General features: G+C 45.5%; 24 protein-coding genes and 1 tRNA gene. 12 read left to right on the top strand and 13 right to left on the bottom strand.

Translation table 11 applies throughout. The annotated features are described in order from the left end of the window. The first annotated feature begins 33 nt into the window (after nt 1-33). The 5 genes from D0A37_RS09205 to D0A37_RS09185 all read left to right on the top strand — a co-directional run bounded on the left by D0A37_RS09205 (nt 34) and on the right by D0A37_RS09185 (nt 5,983). A complete protein-coding gene (locus tag D0A37_RS09205) occupies nt 34-1,632 on the top strand; it encodes an ABC transporter ATP-binding protein (RefSeq protein WP_242723442.1) in 1,599 nt (532 codons plus the stop codon). A 379-nt stretch (nt 1,633-2,011) separates the two neighbouring features. Continuing rightward, entirely contained in the window at nt 2,012-4,219 is a 2,208-nt protein-coding gene (locus D0A37_RS09200; RefSeq protein WP_242723440.1) for a molybdopterin oxidoreductase family protein, read from the top strand. Nucleotides 4,220-4,689: 470 nt separating this feature from the next. After that, the gene (locus tag D0A37_RS09195; protein WP_242723437.1) at nt 4,690-4,836 is read left to right on the top strand and encodes a hypothetical protein; all 147 of its coding nucleotides are present in this window, start codon (nt 4,690-4,692) and stop codon (nt 4,834-4,836) included. A 16-nt stretch (nt 4,837-4,852) separates the two neighbouring features. After that, complete coding sequence (rbp, locus tag D0A37_RS09190; RefSeq protein WP_172190665.1) at nt 4,853-5,164, top strand: RNA-binding regulator; 312 nt, start codon at nt 4,853-4,855, stop codon at nt 5,162-5,164. 360 nt (nt 5,165-5,524) lie between these two features. Further along, a complete protein-coding gene (locus D0A37_RS09185; RefSeq protein WP_242723434.1) occupies nt 5,525-5,983 on the top strand; it encodes a phosphate-starvation-inducible PsiE family protein in 459 nt (152 codons plus the stop codon). Nucleotides 5,984-6,052: 69 nt separating this feature from the next. On the opposite strand, the gene rimM is transcribed toward D0A37_RS09185, so the two are convergent. The 3 genes from rimM to D0A37_RS09170 all read right to left on the bottom strand — a co-directional run bounded on the left by rimM (nt 6,053) and on the right by D0A37_RS09170 (nt 8,895). Beyond that, on the bottom strand, nt 6,053-6,694 hold the full coding sequence (gene rimM / locus D0A37_RS09180; RefSeq protein ID WP_242723433.1) for a ribosome maturation factor RimM: 642 nt from the start codon (nt 6,692-6,694) through the stop codon (nt 6,053-6,055). Between the two features lie 163 nt (nt 6,695-6,857). After that, nucleotides 6,858-7,490, bottom strand: a complete 633-nt coding sequence (locus tag D0A37_RS09175) for a response regulator (protein WP_242723431.1) — start codon at nt 7,488-7,490, stop codon at nt 6,858-6,860. A 130-nt stretch (nt 7,491-7,620) separates the two neighbouring features. Further along, entirely contained in the window at nt 7,621-8,895 is a 1,275-nt protein-coding gene (locus tag D0A37_RS09170) for a molybdopterin molybdotransferase MoeA (RefSeq protein WP_242723430.1), read from the bottom strand. A 116-nt stretch (nt 8,896-9,011) separates the two neighbouring features. On the opposite strand from D0A37_RS09170, the gene D0A37_RS09165 reads away from it, so the two are divergent. The 3 genes from D0A37_RS09165 to cobO all read left to right on the top strand — a co-directional run bounded on the left by D0A37_RS09165 (nt 9,012) and on the right by cobO (nt 11,078). Beyond that, on the top strand, nt 9,012-9,629 hold the full coding sequence (locus tag D0A37_RS09165) for a DUF8692 domain-containing protein (protein WP_242723428.1): 618 nt from the start codon (nt 9,012-9,014) through the stop codon (nt 9,627-9,629). 170 nt (nt 9,630-9,799) lie between these two features. Then, the gene (locus D0A37_RS09160; RefSeq protein WP_242723426.1) at nt 9,800-10,378 is read left to right on the top strand and encodes a Uma2 family endonuclease; all 579 of its coding nucleotides are present in this window, start codon (nt 9,800-9,802) and stop codon (nt 10,376-10,378) included. A gap of 73 nt (nt 10,379-10,451) precedes the next feature. After that, entirely contained in the window at nt 10,452-11,078 is a 627-nt protein-coding gene (cobO, locus tag D0A37_RS09155) for a cob(I)yrinic acid a,c-diamide adenosyltransferase (RefSeq protein ID WP_242723425.1), read from the top strand. Between the two features lie 49 nt (nt 11,079-11,127). On the opposite strand, the gene D0A37_RS09150 is transcribed toward cobO, so the two are convergent. The 3 genes from D0A37_RS09150 to D0A37_RS09140 all read right to left on the bottom strand — a co-directional run bounded on the left by D0A37_RS09150 (nt 11,128) and on the right by D0A37_RS09140 (nt 15,834). Beyond that, nucleotides 11,128-13,665, bottom strand: a complete 2,538-nt coding sequence (locus tag D0A37_RS09150) for a CHASE4 domain-containing protein (protein ID WP_242723421.1) — start codon at nt 13,663-13,665, stop codon at nt 11,128-11,130. A 202-nt stretch (nt 13,666-13,867) separates the two neighbouring features. Further along, nucleotides 13,868-14,365, bottom strand: coding sequence for a hypothetical protein (locus D0A37_RS09145; RefSeq protein WP_242723419.1), 498 nt, complete (start codon nt 14,363-14,365; stop codon nt 13,868-13,870). Nucleotides 14,366-14,829: 464 nt separating this feature from the next. Further along, complete coding sequence (locus D0A37_RS09140) at nt 14,830-15,834, bottom strand: RNA polymerase sigma factor, RpoD/SigA family (protein ID WP_190662649.1); 1,005 nt, start codon at nt 15,832-15,834, stop codon at nt 14,830-14,832. An 881-nt stretch (nt 15,835-16,715) separates the two neighbouring features. On the opposite strand from D0A37_RS09140, the gene D0A37_RS09135 reads away from it, so the two are divergent. After that, complete coding sequence (locus tag D0A37_RS09135) at nt 16,716-17,375, top strand: hypothetical protein (RefSeq protein WP_242723416.1); 660 nt, start codon at nt 16,716-16,718, stop codon at nt 17,373-17,375. 7 nt (nt 17,376-17,382) lie between these two features. Continuing rightward, the gene (locus tag D0A37_RS09130) at nt 17,383-18,063 is read left to right on the top strand and encodes an OmpA family protein (protein ID WP_242723414.1); all 681 of its coding nucleotides are present in this window, start codon (nt 17,383-17,385) and stop codon (nt 18,061-18,063) included. 77 nt (nt 18,064-18,140) lie between these two features. Here the strand turns inward: D0A37_RS09130 and D0A37_RS09125 are convergent, their stop codons facing one another. The 4 genes from D0A37_RS09125 to ribBA form a co-directional block, all read right to left on the bottom strand. Further along, the gene (locus tag D0A37_RS09125; RefSeq protein WP_242723411.1) at nt 18,141-19,874 is read right to left on the bottom strand and encodes a helicase HerA domain-containing protein; all 1,734 of its coding nucleotides are present in this window, start codon (nt 19,872-19,874) and stop codon (nt 18,141-18,143) included. Between the two features lie 98 nt (nt 19,875-19,972). Continuing rightward, entirely contained in the window at nt 19,973-21,412 is a 1,440-nt protein-coding gene (locus tag D0A37_RS09120; RefSeq protein WP_242723409.1) for a pentapeptide repeat-containing protein, read from the bottom strand. A 48-nt stretch (nt 21,413-21,460) separates the two neighbouring features. Next, nucleotides 21,461-21,916, bottom strand: a complete 456-nt coding sequence (locus D0A37_RS09115; protein WP_242723407.1) for an HAD domain-containing protein — start codon at nt 21,914-21,916, stop codon at nt 21,461-21,463. Between the two features lie 265 nt (nt 21,917-22,181). Continuing rightward, entirely contained in the window at nt 22,182-23,897 is a 1,716-nt protein-coding gene (gene ribBA / locus D0A37_RS09110; protein WP_242723405.1) for a bifunctional 3,4-dihydroxy-2-butanone-4-phosphate synthase/GTP cyclohydrolase II, read from the bottom strand. Nucleotides 23,898-24,067: 170 nt separating this feature from the next. Here ribBA and D0A37_RS09105 point away from each other — a divergent pair, with 170 nt between their 5' ends. After that, entirely contained in the window at nt 24,068-24,916 is an 849-nt protein-coding gene (locus tag D0A37_RS09105; protein ID WP_242723403.1) for a DNA-methyltransferase, read from the top strand. Here the strand turns inward: D0A37_RS09105 and D0A37_RS09100 are convergent. Together D0A37_RS09100 and D0A37_RS09095 are read right to left on the bottom strand one after the other, a co-directional pair. Beyond that, nucleotides 24,908-25,519, bottom strand: a complete 612-nt coding sequence (locus D0A37_RS09100) for a ScaI family restriction endonuclease (RefSeq protein WP_242723401.1) — start codon at nt 25,517-25,519, stop codon at nt 24,908-24,910. The genes D0A37_RS09105 and D0A37_RS09100 overlap by 9 nt on opposite strands. Beyond that, nucleotides 25,520-25,741 carry a helix-turn-helix domain-containing protein gene (locus D0A37_RS09095; protein WP_242723399.1) on the bottom strand — a complete coding sequence of 74 codons (222 nt, stop codon included), beginning with the start codon at nt 25,739-25,741 and terminating at the stop codon, nt 25,520-25,522. A 42-nt stretch (nt 25,742-25,783) separates the two neighbouring features. On the opposite strand from D0A37_RS09095, the gene D0A37_RS09090 reads away from it, so the two are divergent. After that, a complete protein-coding gene (locus tag D0A37_RS09090) occupies nt 25,784-26,191 on the top strand; it encodes a ribbon-helix-helix domain-containing protein (RefSeq protein ID WP_242723397.1) in 408 nt (135 codons plus the stop codon). 89 nt (nt 26,192-26,280) lie between these two features. Here D0A37_RS09090 and D0A37_RS09085 read toward each other — a convergent pair. Then, nucleotides 26,281-26,353: transfer RNA gene (locus tag D0A37_RS09085), tRNA-Phe, on the bottom strand. Nucleotides 26,354-26,451: the final 98 nt, after the last annotated feature.

Genomic DNA, 26,451 nt, shown 5'->3' with positions numbered 1-26,451 from the left:
TCCGTAATTTCAAATTCTCACTCCAAAGTTGTCATGTTTAATTCTTCAACCCAAAATCCAAATCCTGAAAATATGCAAACTCTAAAAACTCCCCAAACAACCAAAATTCAAACCTCCAAGCAAGACTTTCTTACTATTAAAGACGTATCGAAAGTCTACGAAACCCCTAAAGGCCCTTACGTCGTTCTCGACGGTGTAAACCTGACTATTAATGAAGGCGAATTTATTTGTTTGATTGGTCACTCGGGCTGCGGCAAATCAACTTTGCTGAATATGATTGCGGGATTCAACGGGCCGACAAACGGAGAAGTAGCCCTGGAAGGTTCGCAGATTACTGAACCAGGCCCCGATCGCATGGTGGTGTTTCAAAACTACTCGCTGCTACCGTGGCTGACTGCTACTGAAAACATTCACCTGGGCGTTGAAAATGTTTACCCGGAAAAGTCCGCAGACGAACACAATACGATCGTCAAGGAACACTTGGAATTAGTGGGGCTCACCGAAGCTTGTAACAAAAGACCAGGCCAATTGTCCGGGGGGATGAAACAGCGGGTGGCGATCGCCAGAGCTCTGGCAACTCGCCCCAAACTGTTGATTTTGGACGAACCTTTCGGAGCTCTAGACCCGATTACCCGGGAAGAGTTGCAGGAAGAATTGCTGAAAATTTGGCGGAAGGAAAAAATTACCGTCATTATGATTACTCACGATATTGATGAGGCTTTGTTTTTGGCCGATCGCATCGTGATGATGACCAACGGGCCTGCTGCTTCCATCGGCGAAGATATGCACGTTCCCTTTAGCCGTCCCCGCAACCGGGCGCGGATTATGGAAGACCCGAAATACTACGAACTTCGCAACTTTGCTTTGGAGTTCCTGTTTTCTCGCTACGCGCACCACGAAGAAGGTGAAGCAACGGACTCGGAGACAGAAGCCGTCCCACTACCGATGCCATTACCTGCTAGCAAAAAGCCTGCGGTTGCTGATAGGCCGATCGCACCTGCACGTTTTGTGCATCATACTGCCGAGCCCCCAGAAGCCTCGCCGATCAAACGTGGCCTCCTGGCAGTCTGGTGGTTGGCAGCAATGGCTACTTTAGCTGCCGTCAATATGTCTGTTGTTTCCACCCAGCTAAAGGAACCGAAACTAGCAGAAACTGCACCGCAGGCGCCGACTGCCGCGGCGATTGTGAGTTCTCCCCCCAGCCCGCAAATCGCAGCAAGTTCGATCGCACCGAATGCTAGCCCTGCACCCATCGCTGCTGCTGCAAGTCCTGCGCCCCTCGCTGCTGCAAGTCCTGCACCCATTGCAGCCACCACTGCCACATCAGAGATTTCTGACCAAGCCGAACTCGATGCGATCGGAAAGCAGTTGTATGCACAAATCGACCAAAAATGGAGAACAACTCCCACATTTACCGAAAGCTTGACTTATCGGGTCAAAGTCAAACAAAACGGCGATATCCTACAGTTCGATCCCACAAATAAAGCAGCTAAAGATTTCGTCAAAGAAACTCCTCTGCCGGTTTTGCAAACTCCTGCAGGTGCCGCAGCAGGCGCTGAAAAAACTGCTGAATTCCAAGTAACTTTTAGCCCCAGCAACGGCGGCGTATTAGAAGTTAAAACAGAGAAGTAGGCGACATAATACTCCCGCACTAAATCTCAGGTTGTGGTATCAACAACCAAGTCATAAGTAGTATAGACCCGCTGTTTGAATCCGGCAAATATTCCTCCTAGCCCCCCCCATCCTTGGGGGTGACAAAAATTAGCTTTTGATTCCCTCTGTTAGAGGAAGATTTAGGAGCAGCGCTCCACTGGCTACAATCCAGATAGCTAGGGAGTTAGAGTAAGATAGCGGTTAATTAAAAATCAGGGTATTGTCCGTATCTGTAAAGCATTTTTGCGGTAACTTAGTAATTATTAAAACGTTATTTGCAGGAGCAATCAGTTCCTACTATAATAACGAATTACCAATTACCCATTAGCTTTAAAAAATTAGCATCTAAAATCACCAGATGGAAACTATAAAAACTCTTTGTCCTTATTGCGGTGTAGGTTGCGGTCTAGAAGTTGTTCCAGACAAAAAACAAAGTTGGAAAGTGCGGGGCGATCGCAATCACCCATCGAGTCAGGGCATGGTTTGTATTAAGGGAGCAACCGTAGCAGAGTCGATTCGGAGCGATCGGCTACTGTATCCGATGATGCGAGATACTCTCGACCAACCTTTCCGCCGCGCTAGCTGGGACGAAGCTCTCGATGCAATTGTTAACCGCATCCAAACAATTCGCAGCACCCGGGGCCCCGATTCTTTGTGCGTTTACGGTTCGGGTCAATTCGCTACAGAAGATTATTATATTGCCCAGAAACTAATGAAAGGTTGTCTGGGTACTAATAATTTTGATGCTAATTCTCGCTTGTGTATGTCTTCAGCAGTCTCTGGATACGTTCAAAGCTTTGGCTCGGACGGGCCGCCTTGCTGTTACGACGATTTAGAATTAACAGATTGCGCTTTTATTATTGGCAGCAATACAGCGGAATGCCATCCGATCGTATTTAATCGATTAGCAAAATACCACAAAAAGCATCCCAATGTCAAGATGATTGTGGTAGATCCAAGGCGAACTCCGACTGCTGAAGCGGCGGATTTGCACTTAGCAATTAAACCAGGTACGGATATAGATTTGCTTAACGGAATTGCATATTTGCTGTTAGGCAGGCAAGCAATAGATTCTGAGTTTATTCAAGAATGCACGGAGAATTTTTCAGCTTTTGCTGAGGTTATTAGCAGCTACACGCCGGAGTTTGTAGCTTCGCGCTGCGGCATTACTGTCAGCGAGTTAGAAACGGCGGCAAACTACTGGGAACAGTCGCAGCGCGTTTTGTCTCTGTGGTCGATGGGCATGAATCAGTCGTCGGAAGGCACGGCAAAGGTGCGATCGCTGATTAATTTGCACTTGATGACAGGTCAAATCGGCAAACCGGGAAGTGGCCCGTTTTCCCTCACCGGGCAGCCAAACGCCATGGGAGGGCGGGAAGCTGGAGGACTGTCTCACTTGCTCCCAGGCTACCGTTTTGTGAAAAATGCTGAACACAGAACCCAAGTCGAGGAGTTTTGGGGAATCGCACCGGGAAGTATTTCCCCGAATCCGGGCCGCACAGCTTGGGATATGATCACCGGTTTGGAAACTGGCGAAGTCGAGTTGCTGTGGATTGCAGCTACTAATCCGGTAGTTAGTATGCCGGATTTGGAACGCACTAAAGCCGCTTTGCTGCGATCGCCCTTTACTATTTATCAAGAAGCTTACTATCCCACTGAAACCTCCGCCTACGCTCACATCCTGCTGCCGGCAACGCAGTGGAGCGAAAAAACAGGAGTAATGACGAATTCCGAACGCCGCGTTACGTTTTGTCCCGGTTTCGACACTCCCTCCGGGGAAGCCCGCGACGACTGGAGCATTTTCGCCGAGGTGGGACGGCGGTTGGGTTTTGCTGAACACTTTGCTTTCGAGAACAGTGCGGAGGTTTTTAAAGAGTACGCGCAGTTGACGCGGGGTCAGCCTTGCGACATGACCGGCCTCAGCCACGAATACATCCGCCAAGAAGGGCCGCAGCAGTGGCCTTGCCGGGAAAACGAGCCTGTGCATCCAGCGAACGAAGCGAAACGGCTGTATACTGACAGGCGTTTTCACACTCCTGATGGGCGGGCGAGATTTTCGGCCTATCACTCCCGGGGACTGGCAGAACCTCCCGATCCGAATTATCCGTTTGTGTTGACGACAGGGAGAGTTTACGGACACTGGCACACGATGACGCGGACGGGTAGAACAGAAAAAATTAATCAATTGCACCCCGATCCGTTTTTGGAAATTCACCCCCGCGATGCTGCCAAATTGCAGATTAAGGAGGGTGATTTGCTGGAAGTTCGATCGCGCCGCGGCAAGGCGCAGTTTCCAGCAAAAGTCACAAAGGCGATCGCCCCAGGTACGCTATTTGTACCCATGCACTGGGGTTCTCTGTGGGCTGAAGGTGCTGAAGCCAATGCCATGACTCATGCTGCAAGCTGTCCAGATTCCAAACAGCCTGAGTTAAAAGCTTGTGCGGTGCAGTTAGTCCTGGTTGGGGCAGAAACTGCAGCGGAAGTTGTCCCAGAAGTTGCCGCAGAAGTTGCCGCAGAAGTTGGGGAATTTAATTGGGCCAAATCCACCCTCGCCGTCACTTCTTGAGCTGCCGTCCAACTACGGGATGTTACAAATCACCGCAGAACGAGCCGGAAGCCTCGGGCGATAGACATGGGGAGGAACGTGGTGGACGTTCGGCGATACGTTCGGCGAGCGCTCCGTCAATCGCGCTCAGTCGAACTCTTGGAGATTTACTCCACACATGAATCTGGTTCTTGAACAAGAGTCTAAAATTTTGCACTCTTCCCCACACGAGTCCGGGGCTGGTATCCGTTTTTTGGGGTAACAACCTCTCTCGATTAAGCAATTTTGAACCCGGACAGACCCTACACATAAATCTTAAATCTCAAATCCCAGATCTAAAACCTAACATCGTTAGGGCATTACGCAGCCTAAAAACTGCGTTTCCCCGGCAGAGCCCGGGAATAAGGAAAATTAAATTTATGTAAATTTATGTATTCTGAGTTGTTCCTTCTTGATTGGGGGTTTATACTGGGGAGAATGTCTTCTGGCGAATGCTTTCTGCCTTCTTTTTAATTAATCGAGTCAGACAATTGCAGTTTGCACCTATAGGTGCTATGATGTTTTTACAAGGCTTTATTTTCGGCAGTACAGTTCGTTCGATCGGCGTTCCTCCGGATTTAAATCTCTACACCCTCTGATTCTGGAGAATGTTCAATGTCAATCTATGTCGGCAATTTATCCTACGAAGTAACGCAGGAGCACCTCAGCCAAACTTTTGGAGAGTACGGAACAGTAAAGCGCATTCAGTTGCCTGCTGACCGGGAAACAGGCCGGATGCGTGGATTCGCTTTTGTAGAAATGTCTACTGAAGCCGAAGAAACCGCAGCCATTGAGGCTCTTGACGGTGCTGAGTGGATGGGTCGCGACCTCAAGGTCAATAAGGCGAAACCCCGTGAAGAACGTGGTTCTTCTAACAGCGGTAACTGGGGTAACAACGATCGCGGTGGCAATTCTCGTCGCTACTAAACCACCCGAGCTAAATTTTTAGCTATCTTTTATATGGCGTCGGACCAAGCTGGGAGTCAACAATCATTCTCTGTTGAGAATAGATAGTTAGTTCAGTGGTCGTACCGCGCCTTAAAATCCTCAAAATATTGCTAGACAATAGTTTGAGGCTTTTTTATGGCAAAAATTATTAATCAGGAGTTCGATCGCGTGCGATCGATTCCTAGCTGACACGAAAAACTATAAAATATAACAGGCCGAGAGAGCCTCCTTCCCCAGCAACCGGTTGCCGCCGTGAAACCATGAACTCGCAAAGTTTTGCGCTTGCAAAGTGTACCGAAAAATGACAGAATCATCAACAATGATGACTAAATCACTGGTATGCTGAAAAAAATATTTAGGCAAATTGCGAAGTTAAGCAATGATGAAAATTTTCTGCATTTTACAGAAAGTGTAGAAGTAGTAATATCGAAAATTTTATCACTGGCGATGATTTGGGTAATTATCCTCAGCGTTTGCGATTTGCTGATTTTTTTAGCAAAAGAATTGGTAAACCACACTGATAATTTGTTAAAAGACACGTTGTTTGTGATATTTGGGTTATTTTTAAATGTTTTAATTGCTCTGGAAATCTTGGAAAATATTACAGCTTATCTGAAAAAGCACGTAATTCAAGTAGAGCTAGTTATTGTAACTTCTTTGATAGCAGTATCTAGAAAAATCATCATTCTTGACCTGGAAAAAAAAACAGCAGCAGACTTGATTGGTTTGGCGAGTGCCATTTTCGCCCTTTCCATCAGTTACTTGATAGTGCGGTACACAAATAAAGGAAATGAGTAATATCGGGGATTGGGACTTGGGAATTTTTAATAACTAATATCATATCCGGTCGCTCGACCGGACATGATATTATTCCAATAAACCAGGAGGGGGCACAATTTCAATTCTGCCTTTTTCTAAGTCCACAACTGGCACAATCTCTTCCACAAAAGGAATCAATATTTTGGTGGATTTAGGCTCTTTAACGCGAATTTTCCGTGGTTTGCGGGTATTTCTAGGGTCAGCGTTTGCTTGGGGAGTTTCCGGCTGTTTTGGCTTTTCTAATTCTGGGGCGACAGTTTCCGGCGGCGTTAGATTCGTTTCTACTTCTAAAAGGTCGTTACCTGCGGGAATAATATCACTTACCTTGCCTAAAATTTCCCCGGTTAACTGGTTAAAAACTTCCATACCGATCAAATCTTGGACATAAAACTCATCAGATTCGAGGTAAGGTCGATCGGTCTTTTCAACAAGCAACTTACAGCCCCGCAGCGCCTCAGCGCTATCGCGGTCTTCGACACCCTCTACCTCTACAGCATACAGCCCTTTCCCCGGAATGTAGCGACCACCCAAAAACTCGATCGGTTCCGGTTCACTTTTGTTAGGGCGCAAAATCCACCGCTTCCCGGGTTCGATAAATCTTTCTGGGAAATCCGAATCGGGATAGACTCGCACTTCCCCGTCCAAACCTTGAGCTGCTACAATTTTACCGATTTCTATCCACTCAGACATAGATTATATCACTCTAATTGCTCGTAATTAATCAGCGAAATTTGAAATTTGGAATTTGGAATTTGGAATTTGCAATTGAGAAGTGGAAACTAAAAAACGTTGAATTATGTTTGTTCTTTCTTCCCTCTTCCTTCTTCCCCCTTCCTTCTTCCCTCTTACTTCTTTACACCAATCCCGTTCTCAGCGCTACAACTGCTGCTTGCACGCGGTCATCCACTGCCAACTTATTCATAATACCGCGAACATGAGTTTTAATCGTATTTGGACTCAAGTAAAGCGCCGCTGCAATTTCGGGATTGCTGTTACCTTCCACCATTAATTTTAACACCTCCAATTCCCGCTGCGACAACTGACCAAAAGTAGTTGTAGAGGCAGCTATCGGGGGTTTGAGGTGTTCGATGACAGTCCGGGCAATTTGAGGGTCAAGATATGTAGCCCCCTCTGCTGCGGCTGCAATCGCTGCTAACAGCCTATCTACGGAAGCACCTTTAATACAATAAGCATCAGCACCACTAGAAAGGGCAGCAATAATTTCAGTTTCTGCCGTGTGAGAAGTTAACATTACTACTCGAACTTCTGGCAGTTGTGCTTTAATTTGCTGCGTCGCTGCTATGCCGTCCAGCCGCGGCAAACCGATATCCATCACAATAATATCAGGTTTGAGTTTCAGTGCGGCTGCTACGCCTAAATACCCGTCTTCTGCTTGTCCTACTATTTCTATTTCTGGGGAATCGGCTAAAACTTGCTCTAATCCCAGTTGCATCATCGGGTCATCTTCAACAATTAGAATTCTCATAATACGAAGGAAGAAGGAAGAAGGAAGAAGGAAGAAGGAAGAAGGAAGAAGGAAGAAGGAAGATTACTTAGTTGTTAATATTTTACCGGAACTTCTACCGAACCAATAACAAATAACCCATAACAACTAACTAATGACTAACTTTTAAAACCTCCACCAATTCGCCTGGTAAAATCCCGGTTTCCACTGGTGGCAAAACTGCTAAACCACTTGTATTGGCGAGGTTAATTAAATTCGCTGAATTTTGGCTGCCACTAGCAGGTTCAAATTCCCACACTCCCGCAACTAAATGTAGTTTACCCCAAACATAAGTTTCGCGTCGGCCAGGCGATCGCAATTCAGCATTACACCTAGCTTTGACAAACTCCGGCCCCCAAGCATCCGCGCCAAGCCCAGAAATTTTTCTCAAAGCAGGCACAACAAACCGCCAACAGCAGACTAAAGCCGAAACCGGATTTCCCGGCAAACCAAAATAGAGACAATCCGAACTCAAACTCGGAGAATCATCATTCTTTTCACCTCGTTTAAACTCAGCCACCGTTAAAGGTTTCCCCGGCTTAATCGCCACAGAACTAATGTGAACTTTTCCTCCCAAATCTGCCAAAATTTTCTCGACATAATCGTAGTCTCCTACCGAGACACCCCCCGTAGAAAGCACCACATCCGCCGTCGCAACAGCCCCGGATATCGCCTTATTTAAGGCATCTTCATTATCAGGAACAATGCCCAATCGAATCGGTTCAAATCCCATTTGGGCCAACAAAACTGTCAAAGCATACTGATTCGAGTCTACCAGTCTCCCCGGTGCCAAAGGTTCGTCAGGCGATACCAATTCGTCACCCGTAGAAAAAATTGCCACCCGCAGCCGCCGATAAACGGGAACTGGAATGCACTGGGCAGTTGCTAACACCGCTATTTCTGGGGCGTTGATAACTGTACCGGGAGTTAGCAAAGGTGTTCCTGCTTGATAAAAAGTGCCTTTATGCCTCACAAATGCTTGCGGTTTTTCAGGAGAAACTAAGATAAAAATGCGATCGCCCTCACGCCTTGTTTCTTCCTGCATTACCACCGTATCAGCACCCGCTGGCATCATAGCCCCCGTAAAAATTCGCGCTGCTTGCCCGGATTGGACGGTATTTTGAGGCTGATATCCGGCTGGAATTTCTTCAACTACTTCGAGTACCACTGGTTTTTCGGCGCTACAGTTTTCCACATCCGCAAACCGCACCGCGTACCCATCCATTGCGGAATTGTCCCAATAAGGAAAATCAAGGGAACCAGTTACAGGGGCAGCCAAAATGCGCCCCGATGCTGCCAGCAAGTCTACAGTTTCTACATCCCGCTGACTGTCGAGGGGTTGCGCCAAATTTAGAACGATTGATTCTGCTTCTTTCACTGACAGCATGACTGTCTCCTTGTTTTGATAACACTCCTGATTAAGTTTAGCAAAATATCCACAGATATTGGTGATATAATTTTTTGTACTTGGGCAGTAAACCTAATTTTTGGTGTTAATTGCTTATGACTATTTCTCGCTTTGTTGTTCGACTAAATGGTTTATCCTTATTTCTGGTTGTGCTGCTGATACTTTTCACTCAACTTTCCGGCTTAAAAGTCAGCGATTTATTCTTTCACCCTTATTTTTCCCCCAATCCCAATGTCGCCTTGCTAACTCGGACCTTCCAGATTTTATGTTCTATACCAGTCATTGTTTGTACTTTCACCTATGGACTCTCTCAAAGTATTCAACCGCGCAATTTAGAAAATCGATTTATTCTATTCTCCGCTCTTTTAACAGGTGGGTTTCTGCTTAATCACAGTTACAGAATTCATATATATATGATAGCCTTAGGCATTCCCAAGCTAGGAGTAAGCCTTTTGTACGCCGTTGTTTTGTCCTCCTACGGATGGTTTTTTCGGCGAGAACTACAGTTTACTCCCTACCAAATATTGTTAGCTGGTTTGGGATTGTTATTTTTTGCGATCGGCGTGGATTCCCTGCATTTAAAAAACAAGATGTTCTCCAGTTTACTAGAGGGAGTACCTAAACTCTTTAGCGAAATTAACATTGCATTTTATTATTGGTATGTCTGTAAGTGTTTACTGCAAAAAGCTTTTTATAAAACTCTTGATAGCTAGTTATAAGTAGGTGATATCATTATCACAATTGCCTCAAAAAATATCCTAAAATCCCCTGGGTACCTCAATAATATTTACCGCATCTGCATCGTTCTGCCTTGCTCGGCATTCATATACACTATCTGGGTTAAAAATTCCATAAAAATTCCAAAGCACTTTGATAAAATACCATGATAGCAGTTACCATCAACTTCAACTCCATAGTTAAACTAACCGACGACCAATTTTATCAATTGTGTCGCGAAAACCCTGATGTCAAATTTGAACGCAATGCCAAAGGAGAAATAATCGTCATGTCACCCACAGGAGGAGAAACTGGAAATTACAACTCAGAAATTAATGCTGACTTTGTGATTTGGAACAGACAAACTCAACTGGGAATTTGTTTCGATTCTTCAACTTGCTTCCAACTGCCCAGCGGTGCAAACCGTTCTCCCGATGTCTCTTGGATTGAAAAATCAAGATGGGACGCACTCACTCCCGAACAAAAACAAAAATTTCCTCCCATTGCCCCGGATTTTGTCTTAGAGTTAATGTCGCCGACAGATAGTTTAAAAGATACTCAAGACAAAATGCAAGAATACATGAATAACCAAGTAAAACTCGGCTGGTTAATTAACCGTAAAAGCCGCAGAGTTGAAATCTATCGCCAAGGACAAGAAATAGAAGTTTTGGAATGTCCAACAGAACTTTCAGGAGAAGATATTTTGCCTGGTTTCGTGTTAAAATTGAAAACACTGTGGCAATAACTAGACATCTTTCATCTATCAGCGTTTATTTGCGTTCATCTTTCTCGTTCATCTGCGGTTAAAAAAAAATCTCATGGAAACCAATACAGAAACCACTGGCTTAACAGCGGAACAACACAAACAGAAAATGCAGCGCCGCCAAGAAGTGCAATCACAGCGAATCGCTAACTCGTCAAAAGAAAAAGGTTTAATTATAGTCAATACGGGTAACGGTAAAGGCAAAACCACGGCCGCTTTGGGAATGGTTGTGCGATCGCTCGGTCACGGCTACCGCGTCGCTATAGTACAATTTATCAAGGGAGCTTGGGAACCCGCAGAAAAAGCCGTTTTTCAACTCTGGGAAAAACAGCTAGAATTCCACGCAATGGGGGAAGGCTTTACCTGGGACACGCAAGACCGCGATCGAGATATCGAAACAGCTCAAAAAGCCTGGGAAAAATCCCTAACTTTTATCTACAATCCCGAATTTAAATTAGTTCTTCTCGATGAAGTCAATATAGCATTAAAACTAGGTTATTTGCAAGTCGAGCAAGTGCTTTCCGGGTTAGACCAAAAGCCAGAAGAAACCCACATTATTTTAACAGGCAGAGGCGCCCCGCCAGCGCTAATCGAACGGGCAGACTTGGTGACAGAAATGACTTTAGTTAAGCATCCATTCCGAGAACAAGGCATTAAAGCTCAACCAGGTATTGAGTATTAATGTTTTTTGTAGTCAAGACTTTTTCCCCGATATAAAATTTAAAATAAAGCTATGCTGGCAAGGTTAAAGTAAAAGTTGACCCCTTGCCAAACTCGCTACTCACAGTAATTTCTCCCCCCAGCATCTGAGAGTATTTCTGGGCTATTGCCAAACCCAAACCCGTACCTCCGTACTTGCGGGTTGTCGAAGCATCAGCTTGCGTAAAAGGTTGAAATAACTTTTGTAGCTGTTCAGGAGTCATCCCAATCCCCGTATCAGTACACTTAAAAATTAACCGTTCAGAATGCCTACTATTGGAGTCATTTTTAATTCTTTCAACACTGAGTGTAATTGTTCCTTGATGAGTAAACTTAGCTGCATTGCTGAGCAAATTAAACAAAATTTGAGTAAACTTAGTTTGATCGGAATACAATTCGCCAATATTATTAGGACACTCCACATTCAGGCGATTTGTGTTTCGCAAAAATAGCGGTTCAACAGTGCTGGCTACATCTTGAACTGCCTCCAACACGTCAAAAGTTTCTAATTCAAGTTCCGCGTGACCGGCTTCAATCTTCGACAAGTCGAGAATATCATTAATTAAGGTTAGTAAAAGCTGACCTGAATGGTGAATTCTCTCCAAATCCGAGATAAAATCTTCTTGGCCCAAATCTAAAGCTTCTTCTTGCAGAATCTCGCTGTAACCGATAATCGCATTCAGAGGAGTTCGCAGTTCGTGACTCATGTTAGCCAAAAACTGACTTTTAGCCAAACTAGCTGCTTCGGCTGCTTCCTTTGCTTGGTAAAGTTCTGCCTCGGCTTGCAAGCGGTCGGTCACGTCGTGAGCTAGCACTAATTCAGCATTTCTGCTATCAAATAGCATGGCATAAGAAGTAATTTCTACATCAATAATTGTTCCGTCTTTTTTCTGGTGCTGCCACACACCTGCAAACTCAATCCCGACATCTACTTGGGATTTATTTTCTAACAATCTCGGCAGCTCTTGAGGGGGACGAATGTCTGTAATGGTCATGTTGAGAAATTCGTCACGAGTGTAGCCGTAGTGTTGGACAGCAGCCTGATTGACGGCTATAAATTCCAGAGTTTCTAAATCGTAAACCCACATCGGATGGGGGTTATTTTTAAACAAAAGTCTGTAGCGTTCTTCCGAGGCTCGCAGTTTGGCTTCGGCTTGCTTGCGCTCGGTAATGTCGCGGACAACCGTGCAAATAATCTCGCGACCGCCGTAGGAAATCACGCTCCCGCTCACTTCCACGTCCACGCAGGAACCGTCTCGGCGGCGGTAGAGAACTTCGCCAATTCTGAATTGTTTGTCCGTCAGCAGCAACTCGATATTGTTGTCAATTAGGTCTTTAGAGTAAGCGATGATATCGTAAATAGTCAGTTGCGAAATCGCATCAAGACTGTAATCGAGCAGGTCTCTAAATGCTGTATTGGCTTCCAAAAGGCGTTTGGTTTGAGCGTCCCAGAGGAAAATACAATCTGTAGCTTGCTCGACTACGGCTCGGTAGCGGGCTTTTTCCTCAAGTTGTTCGCTTTCGGCTTGGGCGATCGCACTCAGCATTCCGTTGATAGTATGGGCAAGGTCTGACAACTCATCTTCACCCGTAACCGGCAGTCGCACCGAGAGGTCTTGGCTGCTGCTGACGTGGTTCACTGCTTTCGCCAAACCGCTCAACCGAGACAGCACCAGACGCTCTAGCAGTAGCAGAGTGCAGCCGACCAACCCAACTCCCGCTAACGCTACAGACCCCAGCAGGTACAGCAAACTAATTTGACCTTGGCGATATATTTCTCTGGGGATATCCACCCGCAATAGCAGCGCAGGTTGGTTGTAAATATCCCGGATCAGAGCGTAACCCGCGATCGACTCTTTGCTTAAAGGACGCACCAAAATCGGTTTTTTTTCCGACAGTTTCTCCCGCACTTGCTGAAAGTCTGCAGGCAACCGGGCCTCATTAACGCTGTGTACGATCAGCGGCAAGCGAGTAATTTTAGAAACCTTCGCAATACCAGCAGCATCCAAATTGCGCCCGAATATCAGCGTACCTCGGATCGGGCCAGTGCTTTTAGTCGTGAGAATTGGCCGGGAAGTAATCAGTATCGGCCCTGACGGCAGCAGCAGGATACCAGCGAGGCTGCTGTTGGCGTTCGGGTGTTGCAACAGCGGGTCGCTGAGAGAAATGCGCCGTTTTAATGCTTCTGGAACAGGCGTTAGTTTCAGCTTTTCGCTGTCTAAACCCGTACCGTAAACTATTTTGCCAGAAGTATTGACAAAAATGGCTATATTAACTCTTATATTAGCGAGCCCTTCTGGAATTAAATTGGAGGCAATGTATTCTGAGTTGCGGTTTTGGATAAAATCGTAGGTGTCGTTCCAGGCAGACCAGTCGGCAAAGCGCGAGTTGAAGTCGTCTGCGGTTTGCCCGAACACGCTGAGCACTCCCTTGACAACCTGTGTGGCTTCTTGTTCCTCTGCTTTGATCAGGCTGCCCAAGAGGATGCTTGAGGAGGCGACATACAGAATGCCAGTCAATCCAGCGATGGTAATGCCAATGATCGATAGTGTTTTCCGACGCAGTTTCATCTTGCCATGTGTGTGGTGTCCGTCCGAAATTCTAAACTCAGGAGCAATTTTACTGCTGTTTCCTGAACCCTGAGCGAAAGCAATTTGGTTCGGGGGCCCCCGATGTATCAGTGGGGTTGCTTTCTTCAATTCTAAAATCTAAAATCTAACATCTAAAATCTAAAATCTAAAATCGATTGACTGGTGAGGCAGCGCGTGTTTCCTACTTTTCCCACACCTGCTGCTGGTGAGCTTCCTTGCAAATACCCAAGATGCGCCGATCGTTCTCGCTGATGGTAGAAATTGGGTAATACTGTTCCAGGTTTACCGAGTAGGGAGAGCGACTGCCGTCGTAACTGTCAACCACTGTTAAATTTAACTGAGTTCGATCGCTTGTGCCGTAAAAACAGTAAAAAGCAGACCGAGGCAGGTAAAAAGCTCCGACTACCTTACTCTGTCGCATTTCCAATACCAAATATTCTTGTTTAATTTCATCTGGCTTGCTCGACTGGCCGTAGAGGTAAATGCCATCTGCTAAACCTGTGCTAGCTGTATCTGCCGCAGGATTTGGGGGAGATTGCGAGCTTAAAACGCCGGATTTGATGTCCGAGTCCTGCACCGGGCGTGCGGGGAATGCGATGCTGAAGTTACTGGGCGAGAGAGCAAGTACGATCGCGATCGCTTCTAAACTTCCTGTCAATATCAAATAAGTCAAAACCACTCCAGACCCCAAAATTTAAAATAGCTGGTTCCAAGCGCCTCTTGTACCAGTTTCAAAAATCTCGTAGAGAAACCGGGTATTTGGCTTAATGTTGGCTATTAACTTGAAGTAACGATCGCCCGCCCGGTTCCTGAACTTAAATCTAAGATTAGTTTTGACAAATTTTGCGTCCGCCCTGATTGAGCAATCCACCCGTCAAATAATACCATTTTATATTTTAAGTTTTATAGTCCTGCACGCATATACTACGATTTTCTGTCCGAAGACAACGTAGTGAAGCAATCTCAAACCCTCGATTTAAGCTCGATAGTGCGTAAGTCCTGTTTTAGATTAAAGAATGGAATAAGTGGGGATGACCTATTGCCTAATTGGGTGAATCACGGGCTTACAGTTACATTCTTCTTTCAAACTGGTATAGACGTAAAAAAAGTTGAGATTTTGGGAAATCTCAACTTTTTTAGTGACTAACTAGCCAAGTATTCTCGGACTTGAGATTGGCGGCGACGCAAGTGGGCGAGGGCTTGATGTTCTAGCTGCCGCACCCGTTCCCGGCTGAGATTGAGGCGTTCTCCCACTTTCGCCAGAGACATTTCGGTCCCGTCTTCCAAGCCAAAGCGCAGAATTATCACATCTCGCTGCTGGGGGGTCAGTTCTGATATCAAAGTATCGAGGTCTTGCCGCAGCAATTCCGAGGTAATGTAGTTGTCTGGAGATGCCGTTTCGTCTTCTAAGAGTTCTTGCAGTTCGGTATCTTGGTTGTCTCCTACCCGCAAGTCCAAAGAAACTGGATGTCTTGCCATCAGCAGGTATTCCCGAATTTGGGAAGGGTGCAGTTCCAAGGCCGCAGCAATTTCCCCGGGGGAGGGAGACCGGCCCAACTGCTGGGTAAGTTCCCGCTGCACTTTTTTGATTTTGTTGAGTTTTTCGGTGATGTGAATTGGCAATCGAATTGTGCGGGCGTGTTGGGCGATCGCGCGCGTAATTGCTTGCCGAATCCACCAGTAGGCATAGGTAGAAAATTTGTATCCCCGCATCGGGTCAAATTTTTCGACTCCTCGTTCTAAACCAAGGGTGCCTTCTTGAATTAAATCCAAGAATTCCATATTGCGTTTCTGGTATTTTTTGGCGATCGCCACTACTAGCCGCAAATTGGCTTCAATCATCTTTTGCTTAGCGCGTCGCCCTATGTGTAAGATCCGGCTAAGTTCAGGTTCGGTCAACTCCATTTCGGCAGCCCACTCTTGATCCGTCAGATCCCGCTGCCATTCTTTAGCAAGTGCTTGTTTTGCTTCGATTAATTTCATCATTTGCTGCACCTGCTTCCCGAAAACAATTTCTTCTTCTCGGGTTAACAGGGGTACGCGACCGATCTCGTGCAGATAGGTACGAACCGTATCCGTTGAGGAGTATGGCCGGCTGCCCATGCGATCGGCTTTCACTGTTTTGTTTTTGGGGGTTATGGTGGACATGGGTGAGTATTGCACTCCTTGTAACAACAGATAAAAAGTTGGTGATACCCTGTCCCACTTTTGCAAGTGGGATAAAGACTGCGACAAAGGGGATGTTTCCCCTTCTGTTTATCGGTGACGATCGGTAGAAGCTTTTTGTTTGGGATTACTTTTGTGCTTGATTTTCCAGTAATCGCCGTCGATTTTCGGTAGCTCGCTAGCTTTAACGGCTAGTTCAAGGCGAAGTGAAGCAAGAGTTTAGTTTTCTCAATATTATTCCCAATTTTGAGGATCGTAAAGGGTAAAAACCTCTGTCTTAAGGTCAAGATTCTACATTTTTCCTTAAGGTTTTGAATTCCCTGTTAGTTTTAACTGCCACTCAACTTCACAATACTCATGCAAACAGACTCATGCACTTCGAGGGCTTTTTTTGCTCTCTGTTCTATCATCGCTTGAATTTTTCTCGCTGCCTAGATGCTGCGATGCGAGATAACCGAACTCCATCGCCGTATTAGATGCGAGTAACTGTTTAAAATATTTATTGACATTTTTATTTAAATATGCTAATCCAATTCTGCTACGAGTAACGACAAGGTGTATAAAGGCTGGCTGTTGCCCTGTGTGACTTTCATTGTGCCCCTAGGCTCCATCATCTCCATCATGTTTAAGCTTATGCAAATTTTGGGCAGTTAGGGATGAGGGGTCAGGGGGTGAAGGGGGAAAAGCTTCTGACTGAAAGCTGGGGCCTAATTTTTTTGAGGTTCGATCGTAATTTCTAGTTAAAGAGATTTTAGGGGCGATCGCACTTTGTAGCTCATCTAATTCTCAAGGCTAGATTAAACCCGCAACAAAAGCTACCACTCTATATTAAAATTAGCAGAAAAGCTCGATCGGGTGCAGTAATGAAAGCTAAAAATTTCCCACAATTAGCATTACTATCGCTGGTGTGTGTCGCCTGTGTGCAAAACCCATTGGCACAAGCACCCGCCGCGTCGTCCGCACCCAATACCCCAACTCCTACGCCAATTCAAACTCCATCAATTTCACCTCCCGTTCAAACACCAATAGCACAAGAACCCGCCGCATCGCCCGCACCCAATACTCCAACTCCTACGCCAATTCAAACTCAATCTCCAAATCCTACGCCAGTTCCGACTCAAACGAGTTTAGAGGTTGCCCAGCAACCTACAAACTCTCTGCCACCTGCACAAACTTACGACCTGCGCGTTATCGATAAACAACTATGGAGACGGCTGACAAAAATTACATTTGGTGAAGATAGCATTATAGTGACTATGGTGATTACAAATGGTAGCAAGGAAGTTGTAATACTTAATGGTGAAAATAGTATGTATCTCTACGACAACTATGGGCAACGATATAATTTGTTACCTCCCTCCAATAATACCCAAATTATGATTAAACCAGGCACTACGCTCAAAGGGCAGTTTGTATTCGTAGGTTGGTTACAACCGAAAGCCAATAATTTGCGGATATATTCCACTATCAATTATTCGAGTAACTCTATTACCCTATTCGACAATATTCCAATTAACAGGTGATTGAGAAATGACAAAGCTAATTAGACTGATTAATACTACGATAATCTCCTCATTGTTTTTCGCCACCTCATCCTCTCAGTTGGCTGCCAGTAAATCCGCAAAAGTCGATACTGTTGAATCAGAATCAACAGCAGTTACAACCTTAGAAGTAATACCAATTACTCCTACAAAAGTAAAAATTGAAATTATTGCTCAAACTACAGTAAAAGTTGAGAATCTCATCGCGAATCAAACTGCGACAGAGGAGCAGCTACCAACTCAAATAACAACCGAGACTGTCAAAAAGATTGAAACAGAGTTGAACGCCGAAAAAGTATCTGAAGGCATCAGAATTAATGTACCAGACACTATTTTATTTGATTTTGACAAATATAACGTCCGCGCCCAAGCTAAACCCACTCTCACCAAGATCGCTCTGCTGCTGAGACATTACAAAAACGCCCAAATTTTAATCAACGGACACACCGACAACCACGGGGAAGATGCCTATAATCTCGAACTTTCCCAGAAGCGAGCCGCAGCGGTAAAATATTATTTTATCAACGTTTTCAAGGTGCAGAATACCCGAATGCAAACTAAAGGGTACGGCCAAACTAAACCGATTACTCCTAATAATCATTTAGACGGCTCAGACAACCCGGTGGGGAGGGAGAAAAACCGCCGAGTTGAATTAATTATTAAAACATAGGAATTAGATTTTTTTAACCGCCGATGCACGCAGATTAACGCTGATAAAGAGGGATTTTATAAGGGTTTAATCTGTTGTTAAAATCCCAAATCCATTTTAGCAGATTCTGCCTCGGCAAATACTTGTTCATCGGGCATTTCTTGCCAGTCAATATCCCCAATTTCTCTGTAGAATTGCTCGTCATAGGGGCGAGTTTGCACGACTACGGGCATGGGTACGGCGTGCCCCAAAACTAATGCTTGCTGTTTGGAGTCGAGTTTTGCTAAAACTGAACGTAAACTCTGCCCTCCCGAAACGCCGGTAAAAATAGCATCGATGTCTTTATCATCGTTTAGCAAAGCTGTGATCCGGGTGCCTACTTGCGACATGACTTCGGCGTCGATGCCTGAGGGGCGCTGGTCTACAATTAGCAGGGTTACGAAGTATTTTCGCATTTCTCTGGCAATTGTACCGAAAATAGTCGATCGCACGATCGCCGGATCGAGAAAGCGGTGAGCTTCCTCAATGGTAATCACCAATGGCTGCGGGCGATCGCACGGATTTTTGCTCTGCAAAAACTTCTCTGCTTTCCGCACATAAGCTTGGTGAATGCGGCGAGTAATCACATTTGCAGCCAACATATATGACAGCAAATCCGAGTGGGAACCGAACTCAATTACTACATTCTTCCCGCCATCCAAACACTGCAAAACTTCAGTTACATAATTTTTGGGACAGCGTTTCCGAATGTATTTTAAATCATTCAGTCGCTCTAATTTGCGCTGCAAAGCCATAATCGAAGACTTATTTCCCCGCTTTTCTTCGCAAAACATTTGGATATCTTCGTTGGTCATTTCCAGCAAGGTGTTTATCCAACCACTTCCCAACTCATTTCGCAAAATAATCGCATTTTCGATACTAGCTTCCGACAAATTCAACTCGCGCTGCACCAGCGCGATGTCTTCCACTTCAATTTGATCGAAACTTAAAAATAACTCTTGAGCGTCGCGGACACCCCGGCGTTTGGTCGATTCTGGATCGAGGGTATAAATCTGAATTTTATCGGGAAACAACTGCCGCAAACCTTTAACAGTGCTGAACTGTTTCCCTTCCGAAACAGCTTCCCACCCGTACTCCGAGTGCATATCAAAAATTAGATTGACAGCAGCTTGCTTGCGAATAATTCCCGACAATAGCAAGCGCGTCAGAAAAGATTTTCCCGTTCCCGACTTGCCAAAAACTCCGTTGCTGCGTTCCACAAATCGGTCTAAATCTAAGCATACAGCAACGTCCATGTCAATCGGTTTGCCGATCGCAAAATTGCGGCGATAGGGGTCATCTTCCCAGCCAAAAACTGCCCGAAAATCAGTTTCTTTGGCATCAAACACCTGGGAAAAGTGGCTGGGAATAGTTTTGACCGGCAGCAACTCAATATCCGCGCCCGTTTGTGACTCAAAAGAAGCCAAATTTCCTAACGCCAGCTTATTCTCGCGAACTCCGCCGTTTTTCGTCGGGTCGAAAATTGCCTGCTGTTTTTCTCTCTCAGCAGTCAACATCAACATCGGCGCAAGTTCGATCGTACCGTAGGTGCTGCTACCGGCTAGCACTGCGAGAAGAAAATCGTCGTCGGGATTGGGAGGATTCGATAAAATGCGGGCGCTAGAAGTTCCGAGAGACACGTCGGTGAGCATACAGAAAAAGTGCGATCGCACCCCCCGCACTACTAGAAATTTCCCCACCCTCATATCTTCCACCGAAACATCGGCGTGCAGTCGCACTTCTAATCCCTTGCTCAGGGAACCTTGAATAACAGAGCCTAACGGTCGATCCATTTTAGATTTTAGATTTTAGATTTTCGATTGTTAATAATCGGGCAATTTTCGCGGGGCGAGTTTTGATTGTAGATTTTTGATTGTTAACAGTCAACTAATTACCATTCCGATTCTAATGGCAATTCAAAAAAACTCGGACTCAGATGTATATCGGTCAAATCCGTTTCGCTCAAATAAGCATCGGTCAAAAATACCCCTTTTAAACTTGCGCCTTTGAGGTTAGTACCTTTCAGGTTAGCACCTCTGAGATTAACTCGGAATAAATGAGCATCGCTCAAGTCTGCCTCAGTTAAATCTGCTCCCTCCAAATTTACTCTCATCAAATCTGCTTTTCGGAGATCAGCTTCGTTTAACTTAGCGCCGCTGAGGTTAGCTTTTGTCAAGTCTACACCTCTCAAGTCGGCCCCGCTCAAGTTAGCGAACAGCAAAGTAGCTCCGGTGAAATCTGTCTCCCTCAAATCGGCATCGCTTAAATTAGCACCGCTGAGGTCAGCCCTTGTTAAGTCTACACCCCGAAGGTCAGCAGAACTCAAGTTTACTTGGTGTAAAATTGCGCCGCTTAAATCGGCTCCTCTCAAATCTGTTTGCTCCAAGTTTGCACCTTTGAGGTAAGCTTTTTTTAAGCTAGCTCTGCTGAGGTCTACATTTTTGAGATTGACCGAACTTAAGTTAGAAGCGCTCAAATTAGCTCCGCTTAAATCTGACCCGTTTAAGTCGGCTCCGGTTAAGTTTACCCCTTGCAGCGATACATTGGGAGCAATCAAATAAGCTCCGCCCAGACTGGGGTCGATACCTTCTGAAAACAAAGTCTTGTTGCTATAAACAGCTTTCTCCAAAATCGTGGCGTTCAAACTGGCTTCCCTCAAGTCCGCTCCGCTGAGGTTGGCTCCTGCTAAGTTTGCCCGATCGAGTTTGGCGCCAAATAAAATAGCTTTGTATAAGTTTGTCCGCCGCAAATCGGCTCCTTTTAAATCGGCTTCGGTCAAATCTACCATAGCCAGATTTAAGCCAGGGAGCGAAGCATTGGGAGCTAGCAAAAATGCTCCCATTGCACCCGGATCAATATCATCGGGAAAGATAGTCCGGTTGTTGTATACCGCCTTGTCTAAAATGGCGCCGCTCAACTGAGAACCGCGCAAATCGGCCCCACTGAGATTGGCTCTGGTTAAGTTGGCTTCGTGGAGATTTGCTCCAACTAAATTAGCCTTGATCAAACTTGCTTGTTTGAGGTTGGCGCCGGTGAATTCGGCTCCTACAAGATTAGCTTCTCGGAGGACAGCACCAGTCAAATCGGCTCTAGTGAGGTTAGCTAAATTGAGAAATGATTCAGCCAAATCCGCCCCGCTGAGATTGGCGCCGCTGAGGTCGGCTTCAATTAGGTCTGCATACCTGAGCATAGCGCCGCTGAGGTTGGTTTCTCGGAGATCCGTGCCTCTGAGGTTGGCTCCCCGGAGTTCCGCACCGCCAAGGTTGGTGCCTTTAAGTGCTTGTCCCCTGAGATCAAGTCGGTGCAGAAAGTCACCAACGTTTATTTCCATGTCAAATTTACCCTCTCTATTCCGATACTTTTTTCCTAACCTTTGAAATCAAGTTAGATATTCTGAAAGTATCTTTGCTGAGTTCTGGTCAAAACCATTGTAATCATCAATAGTCACAACTGGCGCATCTGGCGGATAGTGTTCTGGAATATCGTCAATGGCTACCCAAGGTGAGTTTTCTGCTTGATTTTGTCGAAGATACTCAAGAACTTCCTGGTGTCGTAAATATTTGTGTTGATGAATACTTTTGGGGTTGAGAAAAAGGGTGAATCCGATAATACGGATAGCGATATCTGGTGAAAATAATGGCGGGATTACCTCGAAGGGGAATATTTCACGCCAGGATGATGAAATTACTACTCGCACATTAGGATAGGAACGAAGAACCTTTTCAAAGTGATTAATGCAAGCTGAATTAAATTTCATTATATCTGTTTGCAAACTCGATGTTTCCTGTGTTCTGTCAGGAATAAGTACACCATCAATGTTTAAAAAAATTAACATTAACTAAAAGTCCTATTGAATAATTTGATGAATATTAATACTGCTTAATAATATAAATCGGCATTTACGATTCTCTCTCAAGTGTTCGCTACATCGACTTGTTAGAGGGCAATCAACATTCTTATTCACTGTTTTTATTGGTGGCTGCTTTCTGACGAAAGGAAGATGCTGGTATTAACAAGTATTATTCTGAAATTCACAGTTTTTATTGGCTTCTGCCTTCCCCCCTGCTGGGGTAGGGGGGGTTGGCTTCTACCTTCTGCCTTCAGGCAAGAGGAGCAAAACTGTAGATTTTTTGAGGTTCGAGCCGATCGCAAATTCCGACTAATTCCGACAGAAGGAATGTCTCGCGATCGAGCTGGACTTGCAGGGTTTTGAGCGGATCTCCACCGGAGGAAACCATGAATTCTAATGTTTGCAAATTCGGATCAGTGCTGATTTGACCGAGAATTTGACCGATCGCCCTGACGTAAGGATGGTTTGGATCTTTGTACCAATCGGGGGCTGCGAGTCCGGCTTGGTCGAAGCCGAGATGAACGATGAGGGAGCCTTCTCCGAAAAGGGCTATGCCCACCGGCCGCGCTTCTTCTTGCAGCAGCAAGTGCTGGCTAGCCGCCAAATGTCGCAGCTTTTCGAGGTGTTGGTACCGATTTTGAATGGCAGCATCTTCCTCTTTTCCTTCTGCTTTCTGGCTTCTACCTTCTTCCTTCGTTTCGTTCCACTGAATTGCCACTGTTACTAAATAAGTTTGCAGTAGCATATGACCGAGTTTTTCGGCTTTTGTTGCCAGATAGATCGAGTTGTAATCTGTGGCTTCAATTAGTAAGGGGACGCGATCGGCTACTTCAATGCCATAACCTTTCAAACCTGCTATTTTGCGGGGGTTGTTGGTAATCAACCGAATTTTTTTAACTCCCAAATCGTTGAGCATTTGTGCTCCGACGCCGTAGTTCCGCAAGTCGGCGGGAAATCCCAACCGTTCGTTGGCTTCTACAGTATCCAATCCCAAGTCTTGCAGCGAGTAAGCTTTTAGTTTATTTACCAATCCAATACCCCGACCTTCTTGGCGCAAGTAAACTATGACGCCAGAACCGACATTTTCGATCATTTTCAGTGCCGCTTGCAGTTGCATCCGGCAGTCGCAGCGCAGGGAACCCAAAGCATCGCCGGTCAGACATTCGGAATGCACCCGCACCATCACGGGTTTGTCTTTAAATTCTGCCGGGTCGCCCTTGACAATCGCAACGTGTTCTGAATTGTCTTGGGTGTCGCGGTAGGCGTAAATCATAAACTCGCCGAATTGAGTGGGCAATTTGGCGACGGTTTCACGGCGAACGAATCGATCGTGCTTGAGCCGGTAGCTAATTAAGTCGGCAATACTGATTATTTTGAGGTTGTGGAGTTTGCCGTACTCGATTAATTCCGGCAACCTCGCCATCGAACCGTCGGGGTTTTGAATTTCGCAGATGACGCCGCTGGGATACAGGCCGGCGAGTCTGGCGAGGTCAACGGAGGCCTCGGTGTGGCCGGCGCGTTTGAGGACGCCACCATCGATCGCCCGCAGGGGGAAAATGTGACCGGGACGCCGCAAGTCTTGAGGTTTGGTGTCCGGGTGGATGGCGACTTGGATGGTGCGGGCGCGGTCTTCGGCCGAGATACCGGTACTGACGCCGTTGACTGCATCAATGCTGACAGTGAAGGCAGTTTGGTTGTTGTCAGTGTTTTTGGTGACCATCAGGGGCAATTCCAGGCGATCGAGCCTTTCGCCACTCAAGGCTAGACAAATCAAACCCCGCGCGTTCACGGCCATAAAGTTGATGTTGTCGGGGGTGGCGAATTGGGCGGCACAAATTACGTCGCCTTCGTTTTCGCGATTTTCGTCATCGACTACTACCACCATGCGACCTGCTTTGAGGTCTGCGAGGGCGCTGTCGATCGAGTCAAATTGAAATGATTGAGTTGAGGAGTTGTTATTTGGCACTGAGGAGTTCAAGCTATAAACAGTAATGTTATGGAAATAGAATGTATTTGTGATTGTAACCTTTTGTTTCCGACAGGGCGATTCCCCAGTCCAGATGAGTTTGACAATATTTCTAAATTCACTTACTATAATTATTGCATCTTGTCAACAAAATCTCTCCCCAATATTTCATGAGCTTGACTGAGATCGCGAATATTTTAGGTAAACCGTACTTCCAAGCTCCTAATTGCGTAATTTATAACATGGATTGCTTGGAAGCATTGAAGCTGCTACCCGATCAATTTGTAGATTTAACCGTTACCAGCCCGCCTTATAACATCGGCAAAGAGTACGAAAAATCCTTGGTGTTAGATGAGTATTTAAACTGGTGCGAGCAGTGGATAGCGGAGGTTTACCGGGTAACGCTCGATCGAGGAGCATTTTGGCTGAATTTAGGCTATTTGTCAATTCGCGATCGGGCAAAAGCAATTCCGATTTCCTACCTGCTTTGGGACAAAGTGCCTTTTTATCTGATTCAAGAAGTTGTCTGGAACTACGGCGCGGGAGTTGCAGGCAGCAAGTTCTTTTCACCCCGCAATGAAAAGTTTCTCTGGTATGTAAAAAATCAAGATAAGTATACTTTTAATTTAGATGAAGTGCGCGATCCAAATGTGAAATATCCGAATCAGAAAAAGAACGGCAAGATTAAAGTAAACTTAAAAGGCAAAAATCCGACGGATGTTTGGCAGTTTCCAAAAGTTACGTCGGGGAAAAACCGAGCTTCAAAAGAACGCACGCCTCACCCCGCTCAATTTCCTGTTGCTGTTGTCGATCGCATCATCAAGTCTGCATCGAATTTAAACGAAATTGTTTTAGATCCGTTTATGGGTTCCGGGACTACAGCAATTGTGGCTCTGGGTTTGCAGCGTCAAGTTATTGGATTTGAAATTAGGGCTGATTACTGTGAGATTGTCGCTAGTAGAATCGATAATTTTTTGAGCGACAAGGAACTCAGAGAAGCACAGTTATCTTTATTCTAAAGTTGGTAATTGCAGCAATTTATAACGTTCAACAGCAGGACTTAATTTCGCTTGTTGCCCAGTTGCAGCCGCTTGACCTTGCCAATCTTCTCGGTCTAACCATCCAAATCTGACTAAATTAATCTGCGGTAGTTGTGAGCCTTGAATGTTTTTGTTGAATTTCTGGAAATTAACAACAAGATAATAGCCCGATTTATTCTTCTTTCCTTCTATACCAGTAGTGCTTAGTTGAGTATAACTGCGATTTCCATATGTATTACGATTACTTGAAGAAGTTTTAATCTCGATCGAGAAGCAATCATCTAGAAGACAGACCAGATCTTTTTCACTAGCATTTTCTTCGCGACGCCAAACTTCTGGGTATCGCCTAGTCAATTCTAAGGGGATGAGTTCGTGCAAAAAGTATCCCATAATTTGGGGGCGGGGAAATAAATCTACACCTATTTTATAGTTTTTGCTAGTTAGATTAGATTCAAATATTTCTTGCCAGACTTGAATTACTACTTCATATATTTCATCCGGGTTAAGTGGATGTATCTCTATCAGTTCCCTGGTTTTTACTGCCCAATCTTCTGTGGCAAGCCCCGCATAAGGTGAAGTCATTTACTCTATCCCCTCCAACAATTCGCTTAGGGATACTCCCAAAGCTTTAGCTAGACGCACCATATTCAGAAGTGCAACATTTCTCTCGCCACGTTCAATGCCGCCAATGTAATTTCGATGCAGTTCTGCTAGTTCAGCTAACTCCTCTTGGCTTAGCCCCCTAGCTTTTCTCAATTTCCGAACTTGTTCGCCAAATATTTTAAGCTTTATATTTTTTATCACTAGAAAAATCTAAAGCTTGTAACGGCTTTAAATCTACACACTATGAGTGTTAATTTAAAAAAAGTTTCAATCAACTTGGCAGTCCGGCACTGTCCAGCCATTTTTCTGGACGATCGCACTGCCCAGAAAGTAGCGCTATTCTTAGAAAAGGGATTTGTGTCAGCGAGACTCCCGGAGATTTTTATGAATATTACTTTGAGTCCTGAGCAAGTGAAATTGATCGAAGCGCAATTAGCGCTGGGGCAGTTTAGCTCGCCGGAAGAGGTGATTACAAAAGCCCTCCAGACTTTGACTCAAACGCGGAAGCTTTATTGGGAGTGGGTGGAGGAGGTTCGCTCTTCGGTGGAGGAAGCGGAGGCGGAACTATCACGGGGTGAGGGAATCCCGTTAGAGACTGCGATCGAGCAATTGCAGGAAAAGTTTCGCAAGGCACGAGAGGTTCAGGGATGAGCCGATGCTTTGTCTCTCCAACAGCAAGCCGAGACTTGGTTCAAGTTTCGCCCTAAAAAAAAGCCCTCAACTTTGTGAGGGCTTTGCGATGCCAAGACGGAGACTTGAACTCCGGACACGTGGATTTTCAGTCCACTGCTCTACCAACTGAGCTATCTCGGCTTGTTTTTTTACGCTTAACCACCTTAGCAGACACATAGGGAATTTAGCAAGGGGTTTTATAAATTAATTTTTCGATCGCCCGGAACCGCCCGCCTGTA

Origin of the sequence: Microcoleus vaginatus HSN003 (assembly GCF_022701255.1) — a bacterium.
In the GTDB taxonomy this organism is placed as follows: domain Bacteria; phylum Cyanobacteriota; class Cyanobacteriia; order Cyanobacteriales; family Microcoleaceae; genus Microcoleus; species Microcoleus vaginatus_B.
This window is presented reverse-complemented; position numbering and strand designations above follow the sequence as displayed.